This window comes from Micromonospora parastrephiae (assembly GCF_016802865.1).
In the GTDB taxonomy this organism is placed as follows: domain Bacteria; phylum Actinomycetota; class Actinomycetes; order Mycobacteriales; family Micromonosporaceae; genus Micromonospora; species Micromonospora parastrephiae.
Map to the genome: position 1 here is coordinate 37,392 of NZ_JAEVHM010000012.1, position 12,080 is coordinate 49,471.

Sequence of the window (12,080 nt, forward strand, 5' to 3'; positions counted from 1 at the left end):
CGGTCAGCCGCCGAGGCTCGCGGCGGCCGACGCGATCGTCGAGGCGAAGTAGCTCACCTGGGTGTAGACGCCCGGGTAGTTGGGTCGGGCGCAGCCGTTGCCCCAGCTGACGATGCCGACCTGGATCCAGGCGTTGTTGGCGTCGCGGCGGAACATCGGGCCACCCGAGTCACCCTGGCAGGTGTCGACGCCGCCGCTGGCGTACCCGGCGCAGATCTCCTGCGCGGCGATGATGTCGCCGCCGTAGTTGGAGTTGCAGGTCGAGTCGCTGACGAATGGGACAGTCGCCTTGAGCAGGTAGCGCTGCTGGGCGCCACCCTCACGGGCGGCACCCCAGCCGGCGATGGTGAAGGTGCCGCTGTCGTAGGCGGTCGTGTTGGCGATCGGCAGGGTGCTCAGCCCGGTGACGGGGGTGGCCAGCCGGATCAGCGCCCAGTCCCGGCCGTTGCCGTTGTATCCGGGAGCACGGTAGACGTAGTTCGACCGGACGGTGATCCGGCTGGACGACTGGAGGTCGACTACGCCGAGTGTCGCGGTGATGGTGGTGTTGGTGCCGGTGGCACCCACGCAGTGCGCAGCGGTGAGCACCAGCCGGGCGCTGTACAGGGCACCGCCGCAGCCCATCGAGAGACGCACCATGAAGGGGAACTCGCCCTGGGCGGCGCGGGTGCCGCCCACGACGTTCGGGGTGACGGGGCTGTCGGCGGCGGCGGGAGCCGTGAGAGTGAGGCTGCCCGCGGTCACCGCGGCCAGCGCGGTGGCCAACAGGCCGGTGAGGGTGCGCCAGCGAACCATGCATTCCTCCGCATCGGTACGGCACGCCTCGTGAGCGCACCTGATCGAGATAGCGGTCATCATATTGATCTGCGTGGATGTTGCGGGTCATCCCCTCTGGGTCGTATCCCGAGGTTATGGGTCCAGCTCCCCGTGTCGGTGGCGGTGTCGGTGCCGTGTCGGCGCGGTGTCAGGCGACCGGCGCACGCTGTGGGACATGACAGCTGACCTGGTGATCGAGGCCGAGGGCCTCGTCAAGCACTTCGGGAAGACGAGGGCGCTACAGGGCGTGGACCTCGCCGTCCCCCGGGGGACGGTGCTCGGCGTGCTCGGGCCCAACGGCGCCGGCAAGACCACCGCCGTACGCATCCTCTCCACGCTCCTCACCCCGGACGCCGGCACCGCCCGGATCGGCGGCTTCGACGTCGTACGCGACGCCGAGCGGGTCCGGCAGAGCATCGGCCTCACCGGCCAGTACGCCTCGGTCGACGAGGACCTGACCGGACGGCAGAACCTGGAACTGTTCGGGACGCTGCTGGAGTTGGGCCGCGCCGGCTCCCGCCGGCGGGCCACCGAACTGCTCGACTGGTTCGATCTGACCGATGCCGCCGGCCGGCCGGCCAAGACGTACTCCGGCGGCATGCGCCGGAGGCTGGACCTGGCCGCCAGCCTCGTCGGATCACCGGATGTGATCTTCCTGGACGAGCCCACGACCGGCCTCGACCCGGCCAAGCGCGAGGACATGTGGGAGGTGGTCCGGTCGCTGGTCACCAACGGCTCGACGGTGCTGCTCACCACCCAGTACCTGGAGGAGGCCGACGCGCTCGCCGACGCGATCACGGTGATCGACCACGGTCGGGTCATCGCCCACGACACCCCCGAAGGGCTCAAGCGGGTGGTCGGCGGGCAGACCCTCGAGGTCCGGCCGTCGGATCTCGCGGACCTGCCCCGAATCGCGGCGATCCTGTCCGAGGTCAGCTCCGGCGCGCAGGCCGACGAGATCCGCAAGGGCGTGCTCGCGGTGCCGGTCACCGACGACAGGGCCCTGACCGAGAGCGTCGCGCGGTTCGCCGCCGCCGGCATCGCGGTCACCGAACTCTCCCTGCACCTGCCGAGCCTCGACGAGGTGTTCTTCACCCTCACCGGGCGCACGGCATCCGAGGACGACACCACCCACCTCACGGAGGTCGCGGCATGAGCACACTGGTCGGCGCACCACCCACGGCGAGCCGCGCCCTGTCGACGGCCGCCCCGAACCCACGACCGTTCCGGCTCGTACGGCACTCGTTGGCGCTCGCCAAACGCAGCCTCATCAAGACCTGGCGTACGCCCGAGGCGCTGATCGACGTCACGCTGCAACCGGTGCTGTTCCTCATCATCTTCGTGTACATCTTCGGTGGCGCGGTCGCGGGATCGACCCACGACTACCTTCAGTTCCTGCTGCCCGGAATCCTGGCGCAGACCATCGCCACCGGGGCCATCGCGATCGGCGTGAACCTCAACACCGACATCGCCAAGGGCATCTTCGACCGGTTCCGGTCGCTGCCGATCCCCCGCTCCGCGCCGCTGGTCGGCGCGGTCCTGGGCGACGTCGTCCGGTACGTGATCGTCACGGTGTCGACCCTCGCGATCGGCTACCTGATGGGCTTCCGGATCGACACCGACCCGTTCCGGGCGGTCGCCGGCTGCCTGCTCGCCGTGCTGTTCGCGCTCTGCCTGAGCTGGCTACCGGTCTACGTGTCGATGAAGGTACGCACCCCGGGCGCCGTGCAGGGCCTGATGTTCGCGCTGATCATGCCGCTGAGCTTCGCGTCCAACGTGTTCGTCGGCGCCGACACCCTGCCGGGCTGGATGCAGTCCTTCGTGGACGTCAACCCGATGACCCACCTGGTGGCGGCGGTACGCGGGCTGTTCCTCGGTACTCCCCTCGACTCGCACGTGTGGTGGACCCTCGCCTGGTGCGCGGGCTTCGTGGCGGTGTTCATGCCGCTGGCGCTGGGCGCGTACCGCAAGAAGATCTGACCTACGCGAGCAGGTCGTCCATCAGCTCGCGGATGCGGGCGACCACGGCGGCGACCGGCCGCTCGCGCCACGCGGCCAGCAACGGCTCACGCTGCTCCTCGTTCCCGAGGGCGGCGGTGAGCCGTTCGGCGTCCCGGGTGGGAAGAACATCCCGACGTGGCTGCCGATCCGCGTCCCGAGCGCGAACAGCTCGCGTACGGCCGCGACGTCGCCCCGGTGTGCCGCGAGTTCGGCGCCGCCCTGCGCCCACGCCCCGATCACCGGCAGGTCCTTCGAGTCGAGCGCCTCGTCCCGGGCCAGCGCCAGCAACGCGGCGGCGTCCGCCTCGGAGCCCGGCCGCACCTGTCCCAGCCGCAGGTACAGGACGGCCACCGCGACCCGGAGGATGACGCGCGGCTGCGGCGACCCTCCGGTCCACTCGGCCAGGATCAGCGTCACCCCCCGGGCGTGCGCGAGAGTCTCGTCGTATCGCTCACGCTGCCAGGCGAGGTGGGCCAGGCCGAGGCGTGCCTGGGCGGCGTCCAGCTCCTCGGCCTCGCCCGGCGTCGCCGTGGCGACCAGTCGCCGCTCGGCGTCCCGGTCGCCGGCCAGGGCGAGCTGCACGTCGAGGCGCACCCGGACCGAGCGGGCGTCCTGCGTGGCGCCGATCAGCTCCATGTGCCGGAGGCTGCGTGTCAGCCAGTCGATCGACCGGGCACCGTCTCGGGGGACCAGGAACTGCCCGACCGCTCCCGCCGCCATGGCCATGGCCCAGTGGTCACCGACCGCCTCGAAACGGCGGTACGCCTGCTCCGCGTCGACCACCGAGGCCTCGGGCATCCCACCGTTCTCCCGGAGGGCGGCACGGGCGAACAAGCCGAGCCCCTGCACGTACGGGTCCGGGTGGGCGATCAGCTCCCCGGCGCTCTTGATGCTCTGCTCCGGGTCGGACGTGTCGAACCTCGGTAACGCCGACGCGAGCGCGGTCTGCCGGTCGGACACCTCGGCGGGCCGTTCGGCGAGGACGATCCGCAGCGCCCGGCGGGAGAGCGCGGCGAGCCGGAGTTCGCCACTGATGCCGGCGTTGACCCCGACCAGCAGGCACGTCCAGACGATCCGGTCGGCGCCGGGCAGCGGCCGACCCGTGGAACGGCCGTACTGCGTGGCGGAGCGCCGTCGTCGCTGCGGGTCGTCGACGTGCAGCAGATCCCGTGCCCAGCCGAGGACCTCCAGGTGCAGGCCGCGCACCGTCCAGAGGTGGAACAACGCGGTGGCGACGTCGATCGAGGCCGGCTCGTCGTCGGTGGCGAGCGCCCAGCGCAGAGCCGCGACCAGATTGTCCTGCTCGGCCGCGCATCGGGCGAGCGCCTCGACCTGACCGGTGCCGACGAACCGGTCGGCGAGCGCCACGGCCTCCTTGCGAGCCCATTCGACCAGGCCGGCCATGGCCAGCTCCCGGTCGCCGGTTGCGTCGAGGCGGGCCTCGCCGTACTCGCGGACGGTTTCGAGCATCCGGTAGCGGGGCGGCCCCTCCCCTGCGACCAGGGTCAGCAGGGACTGTTCGACGAGCGTCGCCAGGCCGCGTCGTACGTCCGGGGTCCGCGCGACCGAGGCGGCGAGGTCCGCGGTGAACGCGGCCGGGATGACCGCCACCCGCTGGAGCAGCTCACGCTCCTCGGGCGCGAGCAGCTCACGGCTCCAGTCGACCATCGCCCACAGGCTCGCGTGTCGCTCCGGCAGGCCGCGCAGCGCGTCGTCGAGCAGCGCGAACCGGTCGGTCAGTCCGGCGAGTACGTCGTCGATCGGCATGTTCCGCAGTCGCGCGGCGGCCAGTTCGAGCGCCAACGGCAGGTTGTCCAGCCGGTGGCACAGGGCGAGAGCCCGTCCGGTGTCCCAGGTCGGTACCGCGCCGCCGGCCCGCGCCCGGGACTCGATCAACGCGAGCGCGTCGGCGTCCGGAAGGGCGGTGAGCCGGTGCACCAGTTCGCCGGCCAGGCCCAGCGGCGCCCGGCTCGTCGCGAGCACCGCGACCTCCGGGGACGTCACCGCGACCAGGTCCGCCACGACGGTGGCCACCGCGTCGAGGACGTGCTCGCAGTTGTCCAGCACCACCAGCCCGTCGAGGTCCGGCGCCACGGCGCGCAGCCGCTCCTCGGGGCTGAGGACCCGCCGTTCCAGACCCAGGTTGCCGCCGGTCGCCGAGGTGTCCGCCCCGCCGAGGGCCGCGAGCACCGTGGGCAGCACCTCGTCGGGCGACCGCAGGCCGGCGAGTTCGATCACGCGTACCGGTTGACCGGCCGTCGCCGCGCGCCGGGCCACCTCGGCGGCGAGGCGGGTCTTGCCCGCCCCGCCGGTCGCCACGATCGTCACCAGGGCCGTCTCGGTCAGCGCGGCGGTGACCGCTTCGACGTCACGCTCCCGCCCGACGAGGGCGGTCAGGGGCCGACGCCACGCGGTGGGCAGCGTGATCCGCGCCGGTTGCCGGGGCGCCGCCACGACGGTCGGGGCGGTGAGTTCGCCCCGCAGCAGCGACAGGTGGACCTCGGTGATCACGGGCGACGGGTCGGTGCCGTACCGGTCGGCCAGGTCGGCGCGCAGCCGTTCGATCACCTCCAACGCCTCGGCGTCGCGGCCCTGCGCGGCGAGCACCCGGACGAGCAACGCGGCCGACGGCTCGTCCGGCGGGGTACGGGCGACGAGCCGGCGCAGGTCCGTCTCGTCGAAGGGGCCCGCACCGGCGAGCGCCGCCTGCGCACGAAGCGCGGCGACGTCCGCGAACAGGCGGGCGTCCTCGGTGGCGTCGAGCTCCGGGACCTCGGGGAACAGCGCCCGCGCCTGGTCGGCCGCGTTCCGGGCGGCGGGCAGGTCCCCGCTTCGCAGTGCGGCACCGGCCCGCTCGACGAGGGTCCGCGCCTCGATCATGTCGACGGTGACCTCGTCGACGGACAGCCGGTATCCCCCGGGCACGGCGACGACGGGCAGCCCGAGCCGGCGTACCCGGGACACCAGCGCCTGGACGGCGCCGGTCGCGTCGTCCGGCGGCGTCCCGTCCCACACGGCGTCGACGAGCAGCGTGGTGGAGACCGCCCGCCCACGCGCGTCGACCAGCGCGCGCACCACCGCCGCGAGCCGCTCGCCCCGGACCGGTCGACCGTCGACGGCGAGCGGGCCGAGGATCGTGATCTGCACGGACCCAGCATCCCCCACCCGCGCATCGGGCCGTCGGCAACCCGCTCATGATCGGCGACGGGCTGGCAGGTATCGACCCGGACGGGCCGAAACACGCGTGCCCGCGCAGCCGAGGGTGAGAAAGTCCTTTCACCACAGTTCGACTGGTTGTCAGGTTGTGTCCGGTACGTGCTTCGCTGCCGCCGCCATGATCGGGCCATGACTGTTTCCACTCCTGGCCTGTCCGGCCTCCGTCGCGCCGGGGCGCTGGCCGCGGCCGCACTCGCCGCGGTGGCGCTCGCCGTCGCTCCGGGCGCCCACGCCGAGGCCGCCGGCGTCACCCTGCCGATCGGGGATGCCGACCTGACGCAGGTCAGCACCAGCCGTACCCTGGCCGACGGCGTGACCCTGACCCGCATCGTGCGCGGGACCGACCCGGCGCCGGCCGACCAGATCAACACCACCACGCGCGGTCCGTGGGTGGTGAACGTGCTCACCATCGACCCGCGCCGGGCACGCGGGCACCTGAAGGCGACGTACGGCCCGACCCTCGGTCAGGTCGAGAAGACCACCGACCTGGTCCGCGACGCCGGCGCCCTGGCCGGGGTGAACGCCTCGTTCTTCACGTTCACCGCCAGCCAGCTCTACCCCGGCGACCCGGTGGGCCTGGGTCTGTACGGCGGCAAGCTGCTCAGTGAGCCCACCAGCGAGCCCGGGGAGGTCAACTTCGTCGTCGACGCCACCACCAACCGGGCTCTGACCGGAAAGCTGACCTGGTCCGGCAGCGTACGGAACCGGCGCACCAACGCCGTTCTGCCGCTGGAGTTCGTCAACCACCCGCCGGTGATCCCCGCCGGCTGCGCCACCCTCGTCGACCAGACCCGGTGCGCCGAGGCGGGTGACGTCGTCCAGTTCACCCCCGAGTTCGACTCGGCCACCCCGTCCGGCGCCGGCGTCGAGGTCGTCCTCGACCGGCTCGGCTGCGTGGTGCGCACCGAGGCCACCCGCGGCACCGCGCTCGCCACCGGCCAGACGTCGCTACAGGCCACCGGCCGCGACGCCGCCGCCTGCTCGCCGTGGCCGGACGCGGCTGCCTGGACCGAACCTCGACGCTGACCGACCAGCGGGGACGCAAGCTCGCGCTGCGACCCGGGCTGTTCGGCGTGAACGGGCGCTACCCGCTGACGGCGAACGGTCAGATCGTCGTTCCCGACGGTGGGTCCGACAGCTTCTTCGCCCGCAACCCCCGCACGATCGCCGGGACGACCCGGGACGGGAAGATCATGCTGGCGACCATCGACGGTCGCCAGACCACCAGCGTCGGCACCACGCTCGACGAGACGGCCGCCGTCGCCCAGGCGCTCGGCATGGACGACGCTGTCAACCTCGACGGCGGCGGCTCCACCGCCATGGCCGCGCAGGGTGCCCTGGTGAACCAGCCGAGCGGCGCCGAGCGGGCCGTCGGCGACGCGCTCGTCTACGTGCCGGGCCGGTACCGCGGCGGCAACTGACCGTCTCCGTTCGCCACGGGCTGCGGCCGGCCCGCCGGGCGCGGGCCGGCCGCAACGTCGTGTACAGCTTCGGCACCAGAAGTGGCCTTCGCGCATTCACATATATCCCGCTGATTGTTCTTACGCTGTGAATGCCCGGCTCTGGGGCATGTCGTCGAGGAAGGACAAGCGGTGCGTACCAGGAAATTCAGATCCGTGATCGTCGCGCTGGCCGTGACCGTGGCGGTGGGAGGCGTGTCCGTCGGCACGGCCAACGCCGCCGAGCCCTCCCAGTTCACCGTCACCGACGGCGCGATCCGTACGGCGACCGGCACACCCACCCCCGCCTCCGGCACGCACGCCTCGCTCTGGGGTAACACCAGTTACGCCACCACGAGCGTCACCGGCTCCGGGCGGGTGCTGATCGGCGCCATCGGTGACAACTGCCAGGGCTGGCCGACCGTGCGGGTGACCGTCGACGGCGTCAGCGTCGGGCAGACCACCATCGTCAGCGCGACCAGCTACGGCACCTACCCGGTCGGCGCTGCCCTCGGCGCCGGTCAGCACGCCGTGCGGATCCAGTTCGTCAACGACTTCCGGGCCGAGACCTGCGACCGCAACGTCCACGTCGCGTACGCGCGGATGGAGACGCCGGGCGCCACCGACACGAAGTTCAGCATCGCCGTTCTGCCGGACACCCAGCAGGAGGTGCTCGACAGCACCGACTCGCGCTTCCGCAACCGAACCGACTGGCTGGTGCAGAACAGGTCCACGCTGGATCTGCGCTTCGTCACGCACTCCGGTGACGTGGTCAACTGGGACACCCCCGACCACTCCCAGTACGTCATCGCCCGCGACGCGATGCGCCCGATCGAGACCGCCGGCATCCCGTACTCGCTGGCCATCGGCAACCACGACACCCAGGCGACCGGCGTCGGGGGCTCCGCCCGCGACCCCGCCCACACCCGGGAACTCGTCCGCGACACCACCGTGTTCAACCGGTACTTCACCGCCGGTCAGTTCGGGGCGGTCAAGGGACAGTTCGAGTCCGGCAAGGTCGACAACTCGTACTCGACCTTCGAGGCCGGCGGCGTGCAGTGGATGGTGCTGACCCTCGAACTCTGGCCCCGGGTCGAGGCGGTCACCTGGGCCAGGAGCGTCGTCGCCGCCCACCCCCGACACAACGTCATCGTCGTCACGCACGACTTCATCGACGGCAACGGCGCCATCGAACAGAGCGCCTCGTACGGCGCGACCAGCCCGCAGTACCTGTTCGACAACCTCATCAAGCAGTACGCCAACATCCGGTTCGTCTTCTCCGGTCACGTCGGCGTCGCCGCGAACCGGGTCGACACCGGCGTCAACGGAAACAAGATCTACACGTTCCTCCAGACGTTCCACTCCAACACCACGAATCCGGTACGCCTCGTCGAGATCGACACCGCCGCGAACTCGCTGCGTACCTGGATCCACGCGCCGTACACCAACCAGTCCTTCGGCGAGTACGACAGGTCGTTCACCGGCATCGGCGTGGTCCGCTGACGCTCGGCCGGCGGTCGCTCAGCCGCCGACCTCCGTCGTAGGGCCTCCGGCCCGGTATGACCGCGACGTCATCCGGGCCGGAGAGCGCACTTCGGCACGCCGCATTCACCGGTGCGAAGTCGCGCGCTGTCGCAGCGGCCCGCTCAACCGTCGATGTCGACGATGACCTTGCCGGTGGCGGCGCCGCCGGCGACGAGCCGGTGGGCGTCCATGACCGTGTCGAGAGTGAAGGTGCGCGGGTCCACCCGTGGGCGCAGCTCGCCCCCGGCGGCCAGGGCCGCGATCTCGCGCAGGATCTCGCCCTGGTGTGCACGGCCCCGTCCGGTCAGCATCGGCAGCAGGGTGAACACTCCGGAGTAGGTCGCGCCGCGAAACGACAGCGGGGCGAGCGAGTGCGATCCCCAGCCCAGCGCGCTGACGACGTGCCCGTGGTAGGTGCGTACCGCCGCGAACGACGCGTCGAGCGTCGCACCGCCGACGTTGTCAGCGACGATGTCGAAGCCCTCCCCCGCGGTGTACCGCTGCACGTACTCCTCGACGTCGGTCGAGGTGTAGTCGATCGGCACGGCGCCGAGGCTCTCGATCACCTCCATGCTCGCCGGCGCGCCGGTCGCGTACACCTCGGCACCTCGCGCCCGGGCGAGCTGCACGCCCACATGACCGACGCCGCCCGAGCCGCCGTGCACCAGCACCTTCTGTCCGGCGCGGACCCCGGCCCGGTCGACCAGCCCCTCCCAGGAGGTGATCGCCGCCAGCGGCAGCGCGGCGGCCTCCCGCATCGAGAGCGTCCCCGGTTTGCGGGCCAGCAGCCGGGCGTCCACCGCGGCGTACTCGGCCAGCGAGCCCTGCAGATCGCCGACACCGCCGCACAGCCCGTACACCTCGTCACCGGGCGCGAACCCGGTCACCTCCGGGCCGACCGCGGCGACGACACCGGCGACGTCCAGGCCGAGGACGGCGGGTAGCCGGATGCGGGCGTGCGCGGCCCTGCCCGCCTGGATTTTCGTGTCGAGCGGATTGACGCCGCTGGCGACGACCCGCACGAGCACCTCACCGGCACCGGCGGTGGGTTGATCCATCCGCTCGACCGTCAGCGGAACGTCAAACTCCCGTAGCACCGCGGCACGCACGTCTGCACACATCCCATCACCGAAGCGTCACCAGCACGCTACGTGACCGGGTCGGCGTCCGGGCCACTTCCGGCCGGTAGGAACTTTTCACCCGAGGTGGCCGACCAAACGGACGTCAGACCAGCCATGGGAAGGAACGTTCATGCCCAGTACCACCACCACGGTGGCCGAACCCACGGCGGGCGCCGCACCGGTCGACGACGGCACTGCGGCCGCGGCGGAGTCGCACGACGGCCCGGCCGGCGGTGTCCTCGCCGCCGGCACCGCGCTGGCCGTACTGGCGGTGCTGGCGGCCGGGTTGCTGTGGCGACGGCGGACGGCTCAACGCTGACAGCGCGGGTGTACGTTCAGATCACGGTTTGTTTGGTGGCCGGAAGCTCGTCGACGATCGACTTCTCCACGTTGATCGTGTCGGCGATGATCTCGTGGGGCGTGTTCGCCATCCACTGCATCACCGAGATGTCCTCGAACCGGGAATGCTTGAACATTTCCAGGAACACCAGCGGCTCGTCACCGGTGTTCTCGATGTAGTGGCCGTAGGCGAAGGGAACGTAGCCGACGTCGCCGGCCTGGAAGTCGAACGTCCGAGCGCTGGCCTGGGCCGCGAACACGCCCATCCGTCCGGTGCCCGAGATGTAGTACTGCCACTCGTCGGTGGTCGGATGCCAGTGCAGCTCACGCATCCCCCCGGGTTCGACCTCCACGAGGGCGGCGGCGGTGGTGGCGGAGGCGGCGAAGTTCGTCGAGTCGGTGATCCGGACCGTTCCACCGCGGAACCGCTGCGGGGTCTGGGCGGTCATCCGGTGTTTGAAGCTTCGTGGAATGTCGCCGGTCGGGCTGATCACCCGGCCCCGTTGCAGGGGCGGTGGGACGTCGCCCTGGAAGATGTACTTCTCCCGCTCGGGCAGATTCTCCATCTGTTCCATCGTCCAGCCGAAGTTCTTCGCCAACACGTGCCGGGGCGTGTGCGCGAAGAAGTCGCTGAGCAGGAACGTGTTGTTCTCCGAGAAGGCGCCGTCGTCGAAGACCAGCAGGAACTGCGCGCCGTCGTCGAGCGCCTGGATGTTGTGCGGCACCCCCTGCGGGAAGAACCACAGGTCGCCCGCATTGACGTCCTCGATGAAGTTGCGCCCCTCGTGGTCGACGGCGCTGATGCGGCAACTGCCGCCGAGCATGTACGCCCACTCCGACTGCTGATGCCAGTGGATTTCGCGGTACGCGCCGGGTTCCAGTCCGAACTGGACGCCGGACATCGTGGTGGCGATCGGCAGGTCCCGGACGGTGACCTCACGGGTCCAGCCGCCCCGCTCCACCCGGGTGTGCGCCTGGGAGAACGAGAACTTGAGGTTGGGTACCAGCCGACTGTCGGTCGTCGGCGGCACCAGGAGATCGGGATTCTGCCGCTCGACCTCGACGTTGCGGCCCGCGAACGGCGCGCTGCCCTCGTCGCCGCGTCGGGGCTGGGGATCGCTGTTCACCATGCTCGCTGGCTCCTCACTCCGATCGGATCGGATCCCCCGCGGAGACGGCGCCACCGCGTGAATCTGGCCGGGAAGGCATCCCCAGCAGCGTGCGAACGGTGGACCAGCCGTACTGGACCGCGATCGCGGCGGGAACGGCCGCTGCGGTCGCGGCCAGCACCAGCCGGGTCCACGGCGGTGCGTGACCGCCCGCCCCGGTGATGGCGAGCAGCACGAACACGAGCAGTACGACCCGCAGCCGGTGCAGACCGGGAAGGTCGGTCCGCTCCGGGCGGGTCCGCGTCACGGTGTCGATCGGCGTCACGACGGCCTCCCTGTCGCAGGTCCTGTCAGCTGATGGTCCGGGTTGGGCCCGTGGGCTCGCATCACGTGATCGCGCCATAGCGGCACGTCAGATCGGGGACGACGTGAGCCATTCGGCGCACACCGGTTCTCCGTTGCCTGCTGCGGGCGCTGGTTCGTCGATCTGGTCGCCCACCCCTGCCGCTCTGGTT

At 71.4% G+C, this 12,080-nt stretch carries 9 protein-coding genes and 1 pseudogene; 5 read left to right on the top strand and 5 right to left on the bottom strand.

The features are described 5' to 3' along the window. Positions 1 to 3: 3 nt before the first annotated feature. Positions 4 to 795 carry a S1 family peptidase gene (locus JNW91_RS04940; RefSeq protein ID WP_203173746.1) on the bottom strand — a complete coding sequence of 264 codons (792 nt, stop codon included), beginning with the start codon at positions 793 to 795 and terminating at the stop codon, positions 4 to 6. Between the two features lie 196 nt (positions 796 to 991). Between JNW91_RS04940 and JNW91_RS04945 the strand changes: the two genes are divergently transcribed. Both JNW91_RS04945 and JNW91_RS04950 read left to right on the top strand, forming a co-directional pair. Continuing rightward, entirely contained in the window at positions 992 to 1,972 is a 981-nt protein-coding gene (locus JNW91_RS04945) for an ATP-binding cassette domain-containing protein (RefSeq protein ID WP_203173747.1), read from the top strand. Further along, positions 1,969 to 2,796 carry an ABC transporter permease gene (locus JNW91_RS04950; protein ID WP_203173748.1) on the top strand — a complete coding sequence of 276 codons (828 nt, stop codon included), beginning with the start codon at positions 1,969 to 1,971 and terminating at the stop codon, positions 2,794 to 2,796. The genes JNW91_RS04945 and JNW91_RS04950 overlap by 4 nt, the downstream gene beginning before the upstream one ends. A gap of 21 nt (positions 2,797 to 2,817) precedes the next feature. On the opposite strand, the gene JNW91_RS04955 is transcribed toward JNW91_RS04950, so the two are convergent. Next, positions 2,818 to 5,964 (bottom strand): BTAD domain-containing putative transcriptional regulator, encoded by a 3,147-nt coding sequence (locus tag JNW91_RS04955; RefSeq protein ID WP_309244231.1) that lies wholly within the window; start codon positions 5,962 to 5,964, stop codon positions 2,818 to 2,820. 198 nt (positions 5,965 to 6,162) lie between these two features. On the opposite strand from JNW91_RS04955, the pseudogene JNW91_RS04960 reads away from it, so the two are divergent. Then, positions 6,163 to 7,454: pseudogene (locus tag JNW91_RS04960) on the top strand (phosphodiester glycosidase family protein). 171 nt (positions 7,455 to 7,625) lie between these two features. Further along, positions 7,626 to 8,975, top strand: a complete 1,350-nt coding sequence (locus JNW91_RS04965) for a carbohydrate-binding domain-containing protein (protein ID WP_309244232.1) — start codon at positions 7,626 to 7,628, stop codon at positions 8,973 to 8,975. A gap of 143 nt (positions 8,976 to 9,118) precedes the next feature. On the opposite strand, the gene JNW91_RS04970 is transcribed toward JNW91_RS04965, so the two are convergent. Further along, entirely contained in the window at positions 9,119 to 10,054 is a 936-nt protein-coding gene (locus JNW91_RS04970; RefSeq protein WP_203173749.1) for a zinc-dependent alcohol dehydrogenase family protein, read from the bottom strand. A 193-nt stretch (positions 10,055 to 10,247) separates the two neighbouring features. Here JNW91_RS04970 and JNW91_RS04975 point away from each other — a divergent pair, with 193 nt between their 5' ends. Continuing rightward, on the top strand, positions 10,248 to 10,436 hold the full coding sequence (locus JNW91_RS04975; RefSeq protein ID WP_203173750.1) for a hypothetical protein: 189 nt from the start codon (positions 10,248 to 10,250) through the stop codon (positions 10,434 to 10,436). 16 nt (positions 10,437 to 10,452) lie between these two features. On the opposite strand, the gene JNW91_RS04980 is transcribed toward JNW91_RS04975, so the two are convergent. Both JNW91_RS04980 and JNW91_RS04985 read right to left on the bottom strand, forming a co-directional pair. Next, entirely contained in the window at positions 10,453 to 11,586 is a 1,134-nt protein-coding gene (locus JNW91_RS04980; protein WP_203173751.1) for a cupin domain-containing protein, read from the bottom strand. A gap of 13 nt (positions 11,587 to 11,599) precedes the next feature. Then, entirely contained in the window at positions 11,600 to 11,890 is a 291-nt protein-coding gene (locus JNW91_RS04985; RefSeq protein ID WP_203173752.1) for a hypothetical protein, read from the bottom strand. Positions 11,891 to 12,080 lie beyond the last annotated feature (190 nt).